11 protein-coding genes and 1 pseudogene are annotated in these 18,523 nt (G+C 70.8%); 7 read left to right on the forward strand and 5 right to left on the reverse strand.

Annotation, left to right across the window (positions count from 1 at the left end):
• Nucleotides 1–8: 8 nt before the first annotated feature.
• Both ACIBBH_RS31000 and ACIBBH_RS31005 read right to left on the reverse strand, forming a co-directional pair.
• Nucleotides 9–650 carry a flavin reductase family protein gene (locus ACIBBH_RS31000; RefSeq protein ID WP_399410275.1) on the reverse strand — a complete coding sequence of 214 codons (642 nt, stop codon included), beginning with the start codon at nt 648–650 and terminating at the stop codon, nt 9–11.
• Nucleotides 651–659: 9 nt separating this feature from the next.
• Nucleotides 660–1,853 (reverse strand): PP2C family protein-serine/threonine phosphatase, encoded by a 1,194-nt coding sequence (locus ACIBBH_RS31005; RefSeq protein WP_399410277.1) that lies wholly within the window; start codon nt 1,851–1,853, stop codon nt 660–662.
• Between the two features lie 498 nt (nt 1,854–2,351).
• On the opposite strand from ACIBBH_RS31005, the gene ACIBBH_RS31010 reads away from it, so the two are divergent.
• The 5 genes from ACIBBH_RS31010 to sbnA are packed head-to-tail and all read left to right on the forward strand — an operon-like array spanning nt 2,352 to nt 11,387.
• Nucleotides 2,352–4,946: a Pls/PosA family non-ribosomal peptide synthetase gene (locus ACIBBH_RS31010; protein ID WP_399410279.1), complete on the forward strand. Its 2,595-nt coding sequence runs from the start codon at nt 2,352–2,354 to the stop codon at nt 4,944–4,946.
• A gap of 13 nt (nt 4,947–4,959) precedes the next feature.
• On the forward strand, nt 4,960–8,223 hold the full coding sequence (locus ACIBBH_RS31015) for an amino acid adenylation domain-containing protein (protein WP_399410281.1): 3,264 nt from the start codon (nt 4,960–4,962) through the stop codon (nt 8,221–8,223).
• Between the two features lie 42 nt (nt 8,224–8,265).
• Nucleotides 8,266–9,273, forward strand: coding sequence for a TauD/TfdA family dioxygenase (locus ACIBBH_RS31020; RefSeq protein WP_399410282.1), 1,008 nt, complete (start codon nt 8,266–8,268; stop codon nt 9,271–9,273).
• Nucleotides 9,270–10,337 (forward strand): 2,3-diaminopropionate biosynthesis protein SbnB, encoded by a 1,068-nt coding sequence (sbnB, locus tag ACIBBH_RS31025; RefSeq protein WP_399410284.1) that lies wholly within the window; start codon nt 9,270–9,272, stop codon nt 10,335–10,337. Before ACIBBH_RS31020 ends, sbnB begins: the two co-directional genes overlap by 4 nt.
• A 36-nt stretch (nt 10,338–10,373) precedes the next feature.
• A complete protein-coding gene (sbnA, locus tag ACIBBH_RS31030) occupies nt 10,374–11,387 on the forward strand; it encodes a 2,3-diaminopropionate biosynthesis protein SbnA (RefSeq protein WP_399410286.1) in 1,014 nt (337 codons plus the stop codon).
• Nucleotides 11,388–11,798: 411 nt separating this feature from the next.
• Here sbnA and ACIBBH_RS31035 read toward each other — a convergent pair whose 3' ends face one another.
• The 3 genes from ACIBBH_RS31035 to pepN form a co-directional block, all read right to left on the reverse strand.
• On the reverse strand, nt 11,799–12,488 hold the full coding sequence (locus tag ACIBBH_RS31035) for a DUF6882 domain-containing protein (RefSeq protein WP_399410288.1): 690 nt from the start codon (nt 12,486–12,488) through the stop codon (nt 11,799–11,801).
• Between the two features lie 150 nt (nt 12,489–12,638).
• The gene (locus ACIBBH_RS31040; RefSeq protein WP_399410290.1) at nt 12,639–13,766 is read right to left on the reverse strand and encodes a CapA family protein; all 1,128 of its coding nucleotides are present in this window, start codon (nt 13,764–13,766) and stop codon (nt 12,639–12,641) included.
• 198 nt (nt 13,767–13,964) lie between these two features.
• Nucleotides 13,965–16,400: an aminopeptidase N gene (pepN, locus tag ACIBBH_RS31045; RefSeq protein ID WP_399410292.1), complete on the reverse strand. Its 2,436-nt coding sequence runs from the start codon at nt 16,398–16,400 to the stop codon at nt 13,965–13,967.
• Nucleotides 16,401–16,483: 83 nt separating this feature from the next.
• Here pepN and ACIBBH_RS31050 point away from each other — a divergent pair.
• Both ACIBBH_RS31050 and ACIBBH_RS31055 read left to right on the forward strand, forming a co-directional pair.
• A pseudogene (locus ACIBBH_RS31050) lies at nt 16,484–17,243 on the forward strand (sugar ABC transporter ATP-binding protein); the annotation flags it as partial.
• A 508-nt stretch (nt 17,244–17,751) separates the two neighbouring features.
• The gene (locus ACIBBH_RS31055; RefSeq protein WP_399410294.1) at nt 17,752–18,429 is read left to right on the forward strand and encodes a hypothetical protein; all 678 of its coding nucleotides are present in this window, start codon (nt 17,752–17,754) and stop codon (nt 18,427–18,429) included.
• Nucleotides 18,430–18,523 lie beyond the last annotated feature (94 nt).

Here is an 18,523-nt window from a genome sequence, read left to right on the forward strand (position 1 = left end):
GCCCGCGCTCAGTCCCGGTTCTCGTCCGGCTGTCGCCGCATGCGGTCGGGGGACCAGTCCTGGTACGGGATGCGCGCCAGATCGTGGATCTGCCCGACCGTGCCCCACTCGTTCCCGCCCAGCCGGGCCAGGGGGCGCAGCAGCCCGATGTCCGGTCGGCCGTCCACCAGGACCTCGTCACTGACGACCGCGTGCACGACCCGGCCGAACACCACCGTCGAGTTGCCCAGCCCCAGCGTCGCGTGCAGCGTGCATTCGAGCGCCACCGGAGACGCGGCCACGCGCGGAGGCTTCACCCGCACCGAGGGCTCCCGTGCGACACCCACCGCCTCGAACTCGCCCTCGTCACTGGGGAAGTCGGTCGCGGTCGCGTTGATCTGCTCGAAGAGCGGCTCGGGAGTGAAGTTGACGACGAACTCACCCGTCTCCTCGACGTTGCGCAGCGAGTCCTTGCGCCCCACGGAGGTGAACTGGACGATGGGCGGATCGGTGCAGGCGACGGTGAAGAACGAGTGCGGTGCCAGATTGGCCGTCCGGCCGTCCGCGGTGAGGGTCGAGACCCAGGCGATCGGCCGGGGCACGATCACGGACGTGAGCAACCGGTAGAACGAACCCGGATCGATGGATTCCGGTGAGTAGTCGACGCGCATGGCAGCACGTTATCCACCGCCGCCGGGGATGCCGGAGCGGCCCCCGGCACCGGCGAGCAGGCAGACGGTGAGCGCCGCGGTGTCGTCCTGCAGGCGGCCGTGGCTGTAGACCAGCAGGTCGTGGTGGAGCTGCTCCATGAGCTCCCGCGGCGGGAGGGGACCCCAGGAACGGAGGCGCTGGAGAAGGGGGTAGAAGGAGCCGGCCGCGTCGCGGGTCTCCGTGATGCCGTCCGTGTACAGCAGGATCTGGTCACCGGGCCGGAGGGGGTAGGCGTCGACGTGGTACGGGTCCCCGACGAGCACGCCGAGGTTCAACGGCGGAGCCGACCGCCCCTGGTCCAGTTCGCGCACCTCGTCAGGGCGGATGAGGAGCGGGGGAGGGTGGCCGCAGTTGACGACGCGGACGAGATGGCCGTCGGCGGGGATCTCGGCGAAGACGGCGGTGACGAACCGTTCGCTCATCTCGCTTCCGCCGAGCTGCGTCATCCTGCGGGTCACGCTCGTCTCCACGCGGTCCACCAGGGCGGGAAGGCCGGGTTCGTCATGCGCCGCCTCACGGAACGCGCCGAGCAGGGCGGCGGCCGTCTCCACCGCGAGCAGGCCCTTGCCGCGGACATCGCCGATGAGCAGCCGGACCCCGTGTGCGGTGGGGACGGCCTCGTAGAGGTCGCCCCCGATGCGCGCCTCCGCGGCGGCGGAGAGGTAGAAGCTCTCCAGCAGGAGGTTGCCGATCCGGTGCGGAACCGGTCTGAGCAGGACGCGCTGCGCGATCTCGGCGACAAAGCGTACGTCGGCGAGCGTGCGCTCACGGCGGATGCGATGAGCGGCCAGGATCGTGCCAAGGGCGCCTACCAGGGCGGTACACACGTAGGTGGTCACGTAGTGGCGGTCCCACAGGTAGCCGACGGCCCGGCCCGCACAGCACGGCGTACCGGCCAGCACCCCTTCGAAGACGACGGCGAACGCCGTGACGCCGCCGACGACGACGGGGCCGTGGGCGAAGGCGGTCACCAGCGGGAGGGCGGTCAGCACGAAGCTCACCGGCCACTGAACGGGCGTGACCGGTTCGATCAGCAGGACGGCCGCGACGTACATGACCGGAAGCCAGCGCATCCACGCCGGGGGCGCGGGCAGCCGCGTCCGCCCGGCGGTGCCCGCCTCCGGCTCCCGACGGGCCGCCCGACCGGTACGTCCGTGCCTCACCGGTCGCTCCCGTGCGCGGACGCCGCCGGGCCGCAGCGGACAGTCCCGGGCGTGGGACGAGCGGGCGGACGACACGCCTGACGGCTCGGCTTATGCGGCCTGCGCACACGGGACTCCTGTCACGCGATCTCGACAAGAGGTCCAGCCTGCTGCGCGGCGCCGCGGCGCACCGGTGATTGCTCCACCCAACGGCATGTTCGGCGGGCACCCGCACCGTCGCCGTGAGCGACCGGGCGGGGAGCAGGGGCCTGGGTCCGGGCCGCCGTGGAATCCCGCCAAACGGGTGATGCCCGGCTCCGGCCCAATGGCGCGGGAAGCCAAGGCCCACATGCCCGTGCAGCACTCGTTTCCTTCACCGGCGATCGATTCGGAGTGGCAGCCCGACGGAGGCCGACCGAAACTGAGATCCACGGTTCGTGATCACGAAATGACGCATAGCGATCGCGGCTTCCATGGTTCGGTAGCCGGCTCTCGAAACGTCCTCCAGGAGGTCGAAAGATGGAGCAGTCCTCCGAGGTCCATATATCCGGGCCGGACGAAGCCGTCGTCGACAGGCGCAACAGCTCCGGCCCGACGGTGACCGAAACGGAGAGGAGGCTCGCCGACGTACTGGCCGATGTCACGTCCGTCGAACGCATACCGGTCGACAGCCACTTCTTCGACGACCTCGGTGCCAATTCCCTCGTCATGGCCCAATTCTGCGCACGGATCAGGAAGAGGCCGGATCTGCCGTCCGCGTCGATGAAGGACATATACCGGCACCCGACGATACGAAGCCTGGCGGCGGCTCTCGCGGCGGCGACTGACGCTCCGGCCCATTCGCCGCACCCGAAGTCCCCTTCAGCGCGGATGACCGCGTCGGCTCCGGTGACGCCGAAGAGCCGCCGGAACCATGTACTCTGCGGAACTTTCCAACTGTTGGTCTTCCTGGTGTACTCCCTGGTCGCGGGGTTCGCCGCGGCACGAGGCTACGGGTGGATCGCCACCGGACCGGGGCTGGCCGACATCTATCTGCGGTCGCTTCTCTTCGGGGGCAGCGGCTTCGTGGCCATGTGCCTGTTCCCGGTCATCGCCAAATGGACACTGGTCGGCCGCTGGAAGCCCTGCGAGTTTTCCGTGTGGAGTCCCGCCTATCTCCGCTTCTGGCTCGTCAAGGTGCTGCTGCACGCGAATCCGATGGTCTTCTTCGTCGGCAATCCGCTGTACGTGCTGTATCTCCGGGCACTCGGCGCGCGCATCGGAAAGGGAGTCACGATCCTCTCCCGCTCCGTACCGGTCTGTACCGACCTGCTCACGATCGGCGCCGGGACGGTGATCCGCAAGGACTCGTTCTTCCTCTGCTACCGGGCGCACGCGGGGCGCATCGAGACCGGGCGGGTCACGCTCGGGCACGACGTGTTCGTCGGCGAGAAGACCGTCCTCGACATCGACACGACGATGGGTGACGGAGCGCAGCTCGGGCACTCCTCCGCCCTGTACCGCGGCCAGGTGGTACCGGACGGCGAGCACCGGCACGGGTCCCCGGCCCAGCCCACGGTGACCGACTACGTGCGGGTCGCGCCGACGAGGTGCGGCACCTCGCGCCGGGCCTGGTTCGGGCTCTTCACCCTGCTCCAGCTGTTCTTCCTCTATCTGCCGCTGGCCTTCGGCGGGGTGTACATGCTGTTCACCGAGGTTCCGGCGATCGGCAAGCGACTCGGCCCGGACACGGACGGACTCGCGCTCTCGGTCCTGACCACCGACGCGCTGGCCGTGTCCCTCGTGCTGTTCTTCGGCTTCGTCGTTCTGGGGCTCGTCGCGTTGTACTCCGTGCCGCGTCTGCTGAGGCCGGCGGTAAAACCCGACCGGGTCTATCCGCTGTACGGATTCCACTACGCCGTCCACCGGGCGATGGCCCGCATGACCAACGTGAAGTTCTTCGCCTGGCTCTTCGGCGACAGCTCCTACATCGTGTACTACCTGCGCGGCCTCGGATACGACTTGTCCCGCGTCGAGCAGACCGGGTCGAACTTCGGCACGGAAATGCAGCACGAGAGTCCCTTCCTGGTCTCTGTCGGCAGGGGGACGATGGTGGCCGACGGACTGTCGGTCCTCAACGCGGAATTCTCCAGCACCTCCTTCAGGGTGTCCCGGGCGTCGATCGGACCGCGCAACTTCCTCGGCAACAACATCGCCTATCCCGCGGGCGGCAGGACGGGTGAGAACTGCCTGCTCGCGACGAAGGTGATGATTCCCCTCGACGGTGAGGTGCGCGAAGGGGTGGGACTGCTCGGCTCGCCCTGCTTCGAGATTCCCCGGTCGGTCGAGCGCGACGGACGGTTCGACGCTCTCAGGACCGGAGACGAACTGCGCCGCCGCCTCGCCGCGAAGAACCGCTACAACCTCCGGTCGATGGCCTTGATGCTGTTCGCGCGGTGGCTGCACACCTTCCTGCTCACGGTTGTCGCTCTCGCCTCCATCGACCTGTACGGCGTACTCGGACATGTGGTGATCGCCGCATACCTGGCCCTCACGCTCGGCGTCACCACCCTGTACTACGTCGTCGTGGAGCGCTGCACCACGTCGTTCCGTGCGCTGCGCCCTCAGTTGTGCTCCATTTACGACCCGTATTTCTGGTGGCACGAGCGCCTGTGGAAGGTTCCGGACCAGTACCTGAACGTCTTCAACGGAACTCCGTTCAAGCCCCTGGTCTGGCGGCTGCTGGGAGTGCGCATCGGCCGGAGGGTGTTCGACGACGGCTGCTACCTCACAGAGCGGACGCTCACCACCATCGGGGACGGGTGCACCCTCAACGCGGGGAGCAAGATCCAGTGCCACTCGCAGGAGGACGGCACCTTCAAGTCCGACGGCACCACGATCGGTGCCGGCTGCACGCTCGGTGTGGCCGCCCACGTGCACTACGGCGTGACGATGGGCGACGGCGCCGTGCTGGCACCCGACTCCTTCCTCATGAAAGGCGAGGAAGTCCCCCCGAACGCACAGTGGGGTGGCAACCCCGCCGTGGACATGCCGGATGCCCCCGATCAGTTCCGCGGCATCGGCTCGGCAACAGCAGCGTCTCCGGCCGACGGCGCTCCGGCGACGCTGAATTGAGGAAGGCCATTCGATGGGAGCGAGCGTGGAGACGGACCGCGAGTTCTGGAGCCGTGTGCTGACCGCTGGTGGTCTCACCGCGGTGCCACGATGGGTTCGGGAACCGGTCGCGGGAGTGGCCGAGTACGAGGCTGCCGTGCCGGACGACGTGATGGCGGCGGTGCGGAAGCTGGCGCGGCAGTCGGCGGTGCCGGTGAGCGCGGTGCTGCTGGCCGCGCATGCCAAGGTGCTGGCCGCGTTGTCCGGTGAGCAGGACGTCGTGACGGGCTATGTCGCGGGCGTGCGGGGCGGACCGCTGCCGTGCCGGCTGACGGTTCCCCCCGGGTCCTGGCGCACGCTCGTTTCCGAGGCGCACCGCACCGAGGCGGAGTTGTTGGCGCACCGGCACTTCCCGGTGGGGGAGCTGCGGCGGGAACTGGGACTGGCGGAGCCGTCGTACGAGATCGTGTTCGACCCGGCGGGGGAGGAGGCCGGGCTCGTCGACTACGCCGCGCTGAGCGTGGGCTGGTGCGACCGGGACGGGCGGCCGGCGGTGCGGCTGCGGTATCGCAAGCAGGTGCTGGACACCGACTGCGCGGCCCGGATCGGCGGCTACCACCTGACAGCGCTTCGTTTGATCACGGCGAACATGGACGCCGATCACACACGGCAGAGCCTGCTGTCCGCCGACGAGGTGCAGGAGCAGCTCGAGGGGCTGGCCGGGCCCCGCCGGACGCTGCCCCAGGCGCGGATGCACGAGCTGTTCGAGCAGCGGGTGCGCGCGCATCCGCAGGCGGTGGCGGCCGTGCACGGCGAGCGGGAGTGGACGTACGGCCAACTCAACGCACGCGCGAACCGGCTGGCGCGGGCACTGCTGGAGCGGGGACTGGACCGCGAAGACGTGGTCGCGGTGGTCACCGAACGTCATCTCGACTGGCTGGCCGCGACCTTGGCGGTGTTCAAGGCGGGCGGCGTCTACCTGCCGATCGAACCGCACTTCCCGGCCGGACGTATCGCGGCGACGTTGTCACGTGCCGGGTGCCGGCTGGTGCTGACCGAATCCGGCAGCACCCACACCCTCGACCAGGCCCTGGCCACTCTGCCGGGCGTCGAGAAGCTGCTGATCGGGACGGCGTACGAGGAGCGGCATGCCGACGCGGACGTCGCGGTGGAGGTCGACGCCGATCAGCTGGCCTACATCTACTTCACCTCCGGCTCCACCGGCGAGCCCAAGGGCGCGATGTGCGAGCACGCGGGCATGCTCAACCATCTCCACGCCAAGATCGACGACCTGGGGATCGCCGAAGGGTCCGTGGTGGCACAGACAGCCCCGCAGTGCTTCGACATCTCGCTGTGGCAGCTGGTGTCGGCGCTGCTCGTGGGCGGACGGACACTGCTGGTCGGGCAGGAGGTGGTGGTGGACGTGGAGCGGTTCGTCGACACCCTCGTCCGCGGCCGGGCCGGTGTGGTGCAGGTCGTGCCCTCCTACCTGGAAGTGGTCGTCTCCTACCTGGAGCAGCATCCCCGCCCGCTGCCGGACCTACGGTGCGTGTCGGTGACCGGTGAGGCGTTGAAACGGGAACTGGTCCAGCGCTGGTTCGCGATCCAGCCGGGGATCAAGCTGGTCAACGCCTATGGCCTGACCGAGACGTCGGACGACACCAACCACGAGGTCATGGACGGCGTCCCCGAGCGCGTGCTGCTCGGACGTGCGGTCAACAACGTGCACGTGTACGTCGTCGACGAGCACCTGTCCCTGGTGCCCCTGGGCGCCCCGGGTCTGATCGCGTTCTCCGGTGTCTGTGTGGGGCGGGGCTACGTCAACGACCCCGACCGGACCCGGGAGGCCTACCGCGAGGATCCGCACCGGCCGGGTGAGCGGCTGTACCTGGGGGGTGACTGGGGGCGCTGGCAGCCAGGCGGCAAGCTGGAGTTCCTCGGCCGCCGGGACAACCAGATCAAGATCCGCGGCTTCCGCATCGAGATCGGTGAGATCGAGAACACCCTGCTGCGCGTACCCGGGGTGCGCGACGGCGCGGTGGTCGTCGCCGAACGGGCCGACCACAGCGAGCACCTGCACGCCTTCTACACCGGCCGGCGCCTGGAGGCGGACGCGCTGCGTCAGGCGCTGAGCGCCGAACTGCCCGCCTACATGATCCCCTCTGCCTTCCACTGGCAGGCCGGCCTGCCGCTGACCGGCAACGGAAAGACCGACAGGAAGGCCCTGACCGCGCTGGCCGAACAGACGGCACCGCCCGCAGCGAGCGACACCACCGGCGAGCACGACCGGGCCCCGCTCACTCCGACCGAACGGAAGCTGGCGGCCGCGTGGGCGGAGCTGCTGGGCGTCCCCGAGCACCGGATCGGCCGCACGGACCACTTCTTCGACTCCGGCGGCACCTCACTGTCGGCGGTGAAACTCACCATCGCCCTGGACCGCGCCGTGTCCCTCAAGGACATCACCCGGCATCCGGTACTGGCCGACCTCGCCGCCCTCCTCGACGGCACCGCCCGGCAGCGCCCGGAGCTGCTGCAGCCGCTGTCGGAAGCGGACGGCGTGCCGGACCGCGTACTGGTGTGCTTCCCCTACGCGGGCGGCAACGCGGTCAACTACCAGCCCATGGCAAGCGCGTTGGCGGCCGGCGGGGTCGCGGTCCACGCCGTCGACCTGCCCGGCCACGACCTGGCCGCCCACACCGAGCCGTTCGCGCCGATCGAGCAGGTGGCGGAGCGGGTCGTCGCCGAGCTCACCGGACGCGGCCCGGCCGGAGTCATGCTGTGGGGCCACTCGTCGGGCGCCGCGCCGGCGCTGGCGACGGCGCGAAAGCTGCAGGAACGCGGTGTGGACGTTTCCCGGGTGTTCCTCGGCGCGCAACTGCTCGGCACCGCCGGCGACCGGCACGCCGCCGTCGCCGAACTGACGGGCCGCAGCAACGCCGACATCGCCGCGCGGCTGACCGCGGACAGCGGCTACACCGAACTGCGGGAACTCAACGCCGAGCACGCCGAACACGTCGGAGCCGCCTACCGGCACGACTGCGTGTCCGCACACCGCTACTTCGCCGCCGCCCTGGAAACCCCACCGCCGGTGAAGCTGACCGCGCCGGTCACCGTGGTCGTCGCCGTCGACGACCCGAACACCACCGGGTACGCCGGCCGCTGGCGCGACTGGCAGCTCCTGGCCGAGCGCGTGGAGCTCCACGAACTCGCCGACGGCGGCCACTACTTCCCGCGCACCCGTCCGGCCGAAGCGGCACGGGCCGTCCTGGGCGCCGTGGAACCGCTGGCTTCCCCCTGACCCTCCCGTCGCCTCCACCGGGGCAACCGAAAGGAGACTGAGATGTCGTCGTCACCCCCCCTGGCAACGCTGCGTGACGTGCAGCTCGAGCCGGACAGACCGCCGATCCTGCACGTCGACTCCCCCGGCGACAAGCCGAGTTGGGCGGCCGAGCACCGCGAAGCGCTGCGTGCCCAGGTCACCGAGCACGGTGCGCTGCTCGTCCGAGGCCTGGGACTGCGGGACGCGGCCGAGGCCGGTGCCGTGTTCGCGGCACTGGCCGGTGGCCTGATGACCGAGAGGGAGGCCTTCGCGCCCCGCGACACGTACGGCCCCGGGCTGTACTCATCCGCCACCTGGCCGGCGAACCAGCCGATGTGCATGCACCACGAACTGAGCTACGTGCTGGAGGTGCCCGGCCTGATGCTGTTCGCGTGCCTGACCGCGCCCAGCCAGGGCGGGGCGACGGCGGTGGCCGACGCGGAAGAGGTGCTTCAGGCGCTGCCCGCCGAACTGAGCGAACGGTTCGAGCGCGAGGGCTGGCTGCTGACCCGCGCCTACAACGACGAGATCGGTGCGTCCCTCGTGGAGTCCTTCGGCACCGACGACCGCGCGGCCGTCGAAGCTTACTGCCGCGCCCACGCCATCGACTTCGCCTGGCAGCCCGACGGGTCCCTGCACACACGGCAGCGGCGCAGCGCCGTGGTACGGCACCCGCTCACCGGCCGGCGCTGCTGGTTCAACCAGATCGCCTTCATGAACGAGTGGACGCTGGCCCCGGAGGTGCGCGAGTACCTGGTGGACGTCTACGGCGAGGACGCCCTGCCGTTCAACACCCGTTTCGGAGACGGTACCGCGATCGGCGAGGACGTCGTCCAACTGCTCAACGCCACCTACGAGGAGCACACCCGGCGCGAGCCCTGGCAGGCCGGCGACCTCATGCTCGTCGACAACATCCGTACCGCACACAGCAGAGAGGCCTTCAGCGGAGAGCGCCAGGTACTGGTGGCCATGGCCGAGCCCCGGCGCCTGCCCGACTGCTGCCCGAACCCGGAGGCAAGCCGGCGATGACCAACCTGTTGTCACCCACCACCCAGCGGGGCGAGGCCCATCCGGCGACCCCGACCTTCGCGGTGATCTCCGGCGCCCAGGTCCAGAAGGCCCTGAGCGGGCGCGAGAAACAGATCGTGGAGCTCGTCGAGGCCACCTACCGGCTGCACGGCGCCGGGCAATCGGTCAACCCCCCGTCGTACTTCCTGCGCTTCCCGGACCGCCCGGCGGACCGGATCATCGCGCTGCCGGCCTCCATCGGCGGGTCGGTCAACGTCGACGGCCTGAAATGGATCTCCAGCTTCCCCGCCAACGTGAGTGCCGGCCTGCCCCGTGCCTCCGCGGTCCTCATCCTCAACGACCACGACACGGGCTACCCGTTCGCCTGCCTGGAGAGCTCCATCATCAGCGCGACCAGAACCGCGGCGTCCGCCGCGCTGGCGGCCGACTGGCTCAGCCGCACCCGGCCGCGCCCCGCGCGCATCGGCTTCTTCGGCACGGGCCTGATCGCCCGCTACATCCACACCTTCCTGACCGGCACCGCCTGGACGTTCGACACGGTCGGCGTGTACGACGTCTCCGCCGACAGTGCCGCCGGTTTCCGCGGCTACCTGGAGCAGTCCGGCGCCCCCGGACGGGTCACCGTCCACGACAGCGCCGAGGAGCTGATCCGCTCCAGCGACCTGGTGGTCTTCGCCACCGTCGCCGGTGAACCCCACGTCACCGACCCGGGCTGGTTCGCCCACAACCCCCTCGTCCTGCACGTGTCCCTGCGCGACCTCGCCCCGGAGATCCTGCTCTCGTCGGCCAACATCGTCGACGACATCGAGCACTGCCTGAAGGCCGACACCTCTCCCCACCTGGCCGAACAGCTCACGGGCAACCGTGACTTCCTTGACGGCACCCTCGACGACGTCATGACCGGACGGCTCACCCCGCCGCCCGGCCGACCGGTGATCTTCTCACCCTTCGGACTCGGCGTCCTCGACCTCGCCGTCGGCAAGTACGTCTACGACGAAGTGGCCCGGGCGGGTCACCTCCGCCTCATCGACGACTTCTTCCACGACCTGCGCCGCTACGGCTGAGGCCAACCGCTCGGCCCTGGCACCCGGAGGCCCACCGTGCCCGTCATATCCGCTCCCCACGCCTTCAACGAAGGACACCTCTACGTCGACCTCGAGCCGGTCCTCGGGTGCCGTCTCTACCTGAAGTGCGAGGGCTTCAACTTCGCCGGTTCCATCAAGTTGAAAGCCGCGAACGAGATGGTGGAGGCGGCCGAGCGAGAGGGACTCCTGACGGCGGATTCGATCCTGGTCGAGTCCTCGTCCGGAAACCTCGGCGTGGCGCTCAGCATGATCGCCGCCAGCAAGGGTTACCGGTTCCTGTGCGTGACGGACTCCCGTTGCAACCTGTCGACCAGACTCCTGATGGAGGCACTGGGCAGCGACGTGCACATCGTGGCCGACCTGGACGCCAACGGCGGCTTCCTCGGCAAACGGATCGACTACGTCCGCGACCTGTGCGCGTCCGACGAGCGGTACGTGTGGCTCAGCCAGTACACCAACGCGGGCAACTGGCGGGCGCACTACCGCACCACGGCACCGGAGATCGCCGGCCACTTCCCGCGGCTCGACGTGCTGTTCATCGGCGCGGGCACGACCGGGACCCTGATGGGCTGCGCTCGCTACTTCCGGCAGTGGCACCGGCCGGTGCGGATCGTCGCCGTGGACAGCGTGGGCTCGGTGGCCTTCGGCGGCGAGCCCGGTCGCCGGATGATCCCCGGCCTGGGCATGAGCATGCGCCCGCCCCTGCTCGACGAGTCCTACGTGGACGAGGTCATCCGGGTCGAGGAAGCGGACACCATCCGCACCTGCCACCGCCTGGCCCGCCGCGGCTTCCTGTTCGGCGGCTCCACCGGAACCGTGGTCAGCGGCGCGACGGACTGGCTGGCCCGGCACGACACACGGGGCCTCACCGCGGTGGCCATCGCCCCCGACCTCGGCGAGCGCTACCTCGACACCATCTACCAGACCAACTGGCTGCAGGACCTGTACGGCGAGGACCTCCTCGACTCCGAGGAGGTGCCCGCCCCCTCCCGCCGGGCCGTCAACAGGGACCGCAGAGGGGAGCACTGACACGGCCGCCGCGTGCGCCCGGATCAGACGCGGATCAGCCCCGTCAGGCAACGCCGGGGCGACGACCGCCGCTTGGCGGCCTGGTCCGGCACGGACGTCCCGGCCGACTCGGCCGACCCGGCTCCCTCGACCATGCCGGCCTCCTCGGGATCCGGTGTCCGCGGCGTCGCGGACGCGGCGGGGGCGGCGGGGTCCCCGCTTGATCCATTGCGGGGTACCGGCGAGTAGCGACAAGGTCGCGTCGGCCCTTTCACCAGCCTTCTGGGAGTTCGGTGTCGGGTCCCCGCGCCAGGAAGCGGCGCCCTTGTCGGAGGTGTGGCGGGCGGGGAACGCGGCGGTGCTGCCCTGACGGTCAGTCAGCGGCACGTGCCGCTCGGGCCTGCGCACATATGACGAGCGCCAATGACCGCCTCAGGGCAGGACCTTGACCCCTACGCCCGCGATCCGGCCCGCGGCATCGAAGTCGACCTCGACCGCGTTGCCGCCGGGCAGGTCGGCGACGATCCGGCCGCTCTCGACGCGCTGCGGTACGCCGTGGTGATCGAAGTACCCGCCGACGACGTGCCGGGCCGAGTACCCGATCAGCCCCGCTCCGGTCAGGAGTGTCCGCGGCAGCGAGACCGGATCCAGGCCCGCGCGCGGAACCCGCGTGTCGTCGGGCAGGAAGTAGACCTGCGTGGCCGGTCCCGCCGGAACGCCGATGTACCCGGGTGCCTCGGCCACTCCCATCCCGGTGAAGGCGAGCATCTCCGCCGCGCGCCGCGGGTCGTCGAAGCCGGACAGATGCAGGACCTCCTCCGTCAGTTCGGCGATGCCGTGCGCCCGCCCGTACCGCTCGACCGCGCCGGCCAGAGCAACCACCTCGGTCCCCCGCAGGCCCGGGTTCGCCCAGCCCCACATCCAGGACTGCTCGTCCAAGTCGTACGTACCGAGCACGGCCACGCGCAGTTCCAGCTCCCCCTGCCGGTACCGGCAGGCCGGCAGGTCGGCGGTCCACGGCCCCTCGGGCAGGAACGCGGTCAGGGCGTCGAGCTGGGCCGCGCCCCAGGCGGCATGCCGTTCGGCCTCGAGAAGGAACGCGTCGCTGAATTCACTCACCATGCCCCCGACCCTATGGACCACCGCGATCCCGCGTCCGGCCGGGGTCGGGTGAGGGGCTCGTCGGTCCGCTGCCCGATGCCCCTGTGCGTCTGCGAGTTGGTGCTCGAACCGGCGTGCGGGCCCGCTGCCTGCCGGGGCTGGGGTGCGTGATCACCGCGCTCGCTCTCGCGGTGACCGGAGGACGAGAGTGCCGTCCGGTTCACGGACGACACGTGACCCGAAGTCGCGGCTGATCCGGTGCAGAACGGTCCGCAGCCAGTCGGCGTCATCATGTGAAGCGTGCCGCAGCCGCATCCGCCGCGTCTGGAAGGGCACCATCCGCACAGCGGCCGGTGTGCCGGTGACCGGATCCGCCGTGACGAGGTACAGCAGCCGCAGATCGTCCCGGTACCGTTCATAGCCGCTGATTCCCTCGTAGTCGTCGACGAAGTCGCCGCAGCCGTACAGGATCAGCTTTCCCCGGTACATCTCCACGGGGCGCGGATGGTGCGAGGAGTGCCCGTGCACCATGTCCGCCCCGCCGTCGATGAGCGCGTGAGCGAAGCGGACCTCGTCACGGGAGATGCCGAAGCCCCAGTTCGCCCCCCAGTGGATCGAGACGACCGCGATGTCGCCCGGTCGCTTCACCTGCCGTACGCGACTGGTGATCCCGGCCGCGGCAGCGCCGGACGGCGCGGCCACGAAGTCGACACCGCCGTGCTCGGCGGTGGCGGCCCACCCGTGTGGGATGCCGCTGGACGCCGTCCCGCACGAGAAGACCAGCACCCGGCCACCGCCGTCGACGGGGATGATCGCCGGGCGCCCGGCCTCGCCCGCGTCCCGGCCGGCCCCCGCCGTTCTCAGCCTCGCGCCGGCCAGCGCGCGGAGCGTCTCGTCGAGTCCGCCGAGCCCGAAGTCCAGCACGTGGTTGTTGGCCAGGACGCAGACGTCGGGGCGGGCGGCGGCCAGGCACGGCAGGTTGGCGGGGTTCATCCGGTAGTGGACCTCCTTGCCGGGTGCGAACCGGCCGGCCTGCGTGACGCTGGTCTCCAGATTGATGATCCGGGCGTCAGTCGCGGCCTCGTCGAGGACCTGCAGTGCCTCACCCCAGGGCCAGGAGAAGTCGACCGGGCGGGGAATCGGCCCGTTCACCGCCTCGGCCATCTCGACATAGGCACGGGCGTCACGGACGTACGTCTCCCGCAGCACTGGGTCCCCGGGGTTCGGAAGGATCTGATCGACACCCCGGCCCAGCATCACGTCACCGCAGAGGAACAAGGTGACCAGGCCCCCGCGCATGCTCCCAGGCTAAGCGGTGGGGCGCCGCCGGTCCCGCGGGATCTCGTGGCAGGCGGGACCGGGACCGTGGGCCGGCGACTGGTGCCGCGGCTCATGGCCGGGGGCCGTCAGGTGACGGCTGCGACGACGAGCGCGGCTGCGGGGCTCCTCGCCGCCGGCTTCGCAGAATCGACCTTGCGGCCCGCTGATCGCGTCGGGTCAGGCCCTCCGGGTTCGGGCGCGCAGCATGCGGCTGACCGCGTCCGAGCGTTCCAGGAGGGTGTTGCGGACCACCGGGGCTGCCTCGTGGGACCTCTGCCGGGCCTTTTCGACGTACGCGGAGTCGATGGCGTGCGGTGGGAAGAGGTGACTTGTGAAGGTCATCGCCGGGATCATTCCGCCTTGGTGCAGATCGGGGATCAAGTCCAGGTAGCCCTGGGTGTAGGGGGCCAGCAGGTCATCCTGTGCGGGCCGCCAGAAGGCCGCCGCCACCTGGGCGACCGTGCTGACGGGGACGGCGCGGTCCACCGCCAGCTTCTGCCAGACCTCCGCCTTCGCGGCGGGGTCGGGCAGGGCGGCTCGTACGGTGAGGGCACGGACCCAGGCGTCGGGATCGGGATCGCGTTCCAGCAGGAGGGCGGCGTCGCAGGAGACGTCCCCGCCCAGCTCCGCCTCGCGGACCAGCGCCCGCCAGCGCAGGTCCACGTCGTCGCCCGCCTGTTCGCGGAGCCAGGCCAGGTCGTCCGCGTTGGTCGCGGTGCGGGCCAGACCGCGCAGCGCGACCTGACGGCGGCCGGGGTCCGCGGCGAGGCGCCGACAGGCTGCCGCCACCGCCGCCGTCAGCCCGGCGCGCTCGCCGGGCGGCGCCCACAGTTCGGCGATGTTCGCGGCGAGTGTCAGATACGGCTCGATCACGGCGTCGGACGTCTCGGCCGACAGGACCGCGGTGATGCACCGTCCGGCTTCCGCCGCCGTGGCCTCGCCGGTTGTCAGCATGTCCCACACGGTGGCCGCGGCCACGCCCCGGGAGAGGGCCGTGGGCAGTTGGGCCGCCGTACGGAAGAGGGCGTCCCTGGTCGTGGGGTCCGGGCGGGTCGTGGCGAAGGTCAGGTCGTCGTCGTTGATCAGCAGGACCTCCGCCGCGGGCGGCAGGCCGGTGACCGCGGTACGGGTCTGCGTCACCTCGACCCGCACCAGCGCCCCGCGTTCCAGGGTTTCACCGTTCCGGCCGTACGCGCCCACCGCCAGCACCTGCGGACGCGGGGTGCCGGCGGCCACCAGCGTGACGCTCTCGTCGTCACGCTCCAGTGAGAAGCGGTCGGTGCCCGCCGTCTCGAGCCAGGCCGTGCGCCAGGCGTCCAGGTCGCGCCCGCTGGCCTCACAGAGGGCGTTGATCAGGTCCTGGAGCGTGGTGTTTCCCCACGCGTGGCGGGCGAAGTAGGCGGCCATGCCGGCCCGGAAGCGCTCCTCGCCGACGTACGTCATGAGCTGCTGGAGGACCGAGGCGCCCTTGGGATAGGTGATGTTGTCGAAGATCGACGCGGCCTGGGCGACGTCGTGGATGGGCTGGTGGATCGGGTGGGAGACGGGACCCTGGTCGGACAGGTATGCCTTGAGCTTGTTGCCCACCAGGTGGCCCGCCCACGCGTCGGTGTACCGGGTGGCGCGCTCGGCGGCCCAGTGGCAGGCGAACTCCGCGAACGCCTCGTTCAGCCAGAGGTCGTCCCACCAGCGCATGGTGACGATGTTGCCGAACCACATGTGCGCCATCTCGTGCAGGAGCACCCTCGCGAGCAGCTCGCGCTCGGCGGGTGTCGGCGCCGCCCGCCGCAGGAACGCGTCCGACCAGGTCACGCAGCCGTAGTTCTCCATCGCCCCGCCGAACTCGGGCATGAACACCTGGTCGTACCTGCGCTGCGGGAACGGCATCGCGAAGGCCTCGCCGAAGAAGGCCAGGCCCTGCCGGGTGAGGGTGAATATCTCGTCGGCGTCGCGGTCGAGGACCTCGGCGAGAGAGCGGCGGGCGTACAGGCCCAGGTCGTGGCCGTCGGCCTCGCGGCGGATCTCGTGGAAGGGGCCCGCGTTGACGACGGTGTTGTACACGGACAGGGGCGGGGTGTCCGGGAAGGTCCAGCGGCGGGCCGAGTCCAGCTCCTCGATGCGCGCCTCGCCGGAGTTGCTGGTGACGGTCCATGCGGGCGGGGCCGTGACGGTGAAGGCGTGCGGGGCCTTGAGGTCGGGTTGGTCGAAGCACGCCCAGACGAACCGGGCCTCGTCCGGTTCGAAGCTCATCCACACGTAGACCTCGCCGTCCGCGGGGTCGATCGCCTTGTGCACGCCCTCGCCCGTGGCCGTGTCGGCCTGGACGCTCTCCACCCGCAGCACGTTGTGCCCGGCCAGGGCGGGGAGAGGGATACGGCCGTCCCCGGTGGGAGTCAGGGGCCTGCCGTTCAGCGTGGCGCTGCGTACCTGTGCCGCGCAGTCGGCGAAGGTCTCCGCGCCCGGCTCGTGGCAGCTGAAGGTCACGGTGGAGACGCACCGGACCTCCGGCCCGTCGGACAGGCCGGTGAGGTCGATGTCCACGTCGTACCGCTCGACCGTCAACAGCCGGGCCCGGCGCTCGGCTTCGGTACGAGTCAGGCTCCGGATCCCCATGCGTCCTCCCTCGGCAGACAGCGGGCGTCAGCATACGACGGAGATCACCGGTGATCGCAGGCACTTTTTGGGACCCGGTAACCGACCTCGGGCTCGTGGAGTGGATGACGGCCGCCGAGAGCATCGCCCTGAGCACCGGATCCGCGCGCCGCGCCGGACTGATCTCCTGGCGGGGACGCGCGAGCGCGGCACCGGCGCGCTGCGGACCGTCGCCGGCCCCTCCATTCCGACGCGCCGATCGCCGAACCCGGGCCGGCCGAGCGTTCGCTCGTCGCGATCGCCAGAGCCCTGGCGGTACGCGCGAAGCTCATCGTCCTCGACGAGCCGACCGCCCGCCTTCCGGCCGCGGAATGCGCCCGGCTGTTCCGCGTCCTGCGCGCCCCGCGAGACCGGGGGCACGCCGTCCGCTACGTGACCCACCGCCTCGACGAGGTGTACCAGGCTGCCGACGCCTTCGCCGTACCGCGGGACGGCCGCCTGGTCAGCCACGGCCCGGTGGCGGGCCACAGCCCCGTCCGCCTGGTGCGTGACATCGGCGGCGGGGAACCGGCCGGTCACCGCCCCGCCCCGCCAGGGCCCCGGCCGCCCGCGACGGCGTACGGGCCGCCGGCACGGGCCAGGTCAGTCCGGAACTCGGGTCCGGGGAGGTCCTGGGCCCGGTCGGCCTCCCGGGCGCCGGGCCCTCGTCGACGCCCGGCCCCACCCCGACGGGCGGGCCCTTCTCCTCGGCCGGCCGTACCGGCCCCGCAGGTCGCCGACGCCGTCGGCCTCGGTGTGGGTTTCGTACCGGGCGACGGATCCCGGGAGGGATGCGCGGCCGAGCTGACCGTACGGGAGAACCTGGCGTACCGGAGATCTCCGGGGCAAGTAACCCTCTTACGCAGTACGAGTGAATGAGCAGACCTTTCCGTTCGGTGCTGATGGCGGATCTTTTACGGTCTCCGTGAGTGGAGCCGGCGGCTGCAGGGGTCCCTGCGGGCGGGGTGCCGGTCGTGAGGCGCACCGGAGGTTGGGATTGGGGAAGTCGCCGGACGTGCTCAGGATCCGCTGCGGCCGGACCGGGGCGGGGGTCTGGGGCGCGGTCGGTGCGGTATGTCTCGTCGGAACAGTGCTGACCGTCGGCGGGTGGTGGACGGCCGGGGGTTCGGCGGCACGGATGGTCGCTTCCGGGCCGTCCGTCGGCTGCTGGGCGTTGACGGTCTCCCTGATGCTCCGTGCGTGGGGCGCGAGTGGACTGGTACGCAAACGCCTGCTGCTGTTGGCGGGTTCCGCGGCAGCCGGGGGCGTGTACCGGGGGGCGGTCAGCGTTCTGTCGGCTCACCCTCAGGCGTGGGGACGGGACGCACGCCTCTTGCTCGGTTCGGTGGTGGTCACCGGAGTGACGCTGGCGGTCGGCCTGGGGATGGCCGGTCTGGTGGTCGCGGCCGATGCAGGTGCGGGGCGGCACGTGTTACTGCGGCGCGTGTTCGACGGGGTTGTCACAGCCGGATCCGTGTTCATGACCGGATGGGTGCTGGTGCGGCCGGCCGGTGACGACTGGCGGCTGGGGACGGGAATGATCGGCGTCCTCTGGACCGCGGAAGTCGTGTTCCTCAGTTTTCTGTTCGCCCTGCGCCGCCTCGTACGGGGCGACCAGCGGGCCACTTTGTGGGTAGGGGCCGTCGGGCTGTCCCTCGCGCTGATCGGCGACACCCTGCGACTGCGGACGGTCGGCCCGCATGCCTCCGCGATGATGTCCTACCAGCTGGTCGACGTCTGCGATACCGCGGGACTGCTGGTGGTCGCCGTCGGACCCTGGGTGCCCGGCGGGGCGAGCGTCCTGGTCGCCGGCCGGCCGACGTTGCGACTGGGGATGGAGGGCGCCGCGGCGTTCATTCCCCTGACCGTCTGCACGGTCACGGCGCTGGGCTACGCGCTGGCCCCTCTTTCCCGCGACCCGGTGCCGCTGCTGGTCGGCGGGACGGTACTGCTGAGCCTGTGGGCACGCCAGACTTTCCTGAGGAGCGAGAGCATCGGAAGGAACGACTGAGTTCTCACAGCGGGGTGGTGGGAGTACCAGGCCGCCGGCGCGTGCCTCCGGGTCAACCGCGTGGGCTCCCGGTCCCGCATCCGGCCGGCCGGAT

The organism is Streptomyces sp. NPDC051636, from assembly GCF_044453765.1.
Taxonomy (GTDB): domain Bacteria; phylum Actinomycetota; class Actinomycetes; order Streptomycetales; family Streptomycetaceae; genus Streptomyces.

Bases quoted from the DNA above. Each gene is read 5' to 3' on its own strand.
- ACIBBH_RS31000 (WP_399410275.1), bottom strand. From the start codon at position 650: ATGCGCGTCGACTACTCACCGGAATCCATCGATCCGGGTTCGTTCTAC.
- ACIBBH_RS31010 (WP_399410279.1), top strand. From the start codon at position 2,352: ATGGAGCAGTCCTCCGAGGTCCATATATCCGGGCCGGACGAAGCCGTC.
- ACIBBH_RS31015 (WP_399410281.1), top strand. From the start codon at position 4,960: ATGGGAGCGAGCGTGGAGACGGACCGCGAGTTCTGGAGCCGTGTGCTG.
- ACIBBH_RS31020 (WP_399410282.1), top strand. From the start codon at position 8,266: ATGTCGTCGTCACCCCCCCTGGCAACGCTGCGTGACGTGCAGCTCGAG.
- sbnB (WP_399410284.1), top strand. From the start codon at position 9,270: ATGACCAACCTGTTGTCACCCACCACCCAGCGGGGCGAGGCCCATCCG.
- ACIBBH_RS31035 (WP_399410288.1), bottom strand. From the start codon at position 12,488: ATGGTGAGTGAATTCAGCGACGCGTTCCTTCTCGAGGCCGAACGGCAT.
- ACIBBH_RS31040 (WP_399410290.1), bottom strand. From the start codon at position 13,766: ATGCGCGGGGGCCTGGTCACCTTGTTCCTCTGCGGTGACGTGATGCTG.
- pepN (WP_399410292.1), bottom strand. From the start codon at position 16,400: ATGGGGATCCGGAGCCTGACTCGTACCGAAGCCGAGCGCCGGGCCCGG.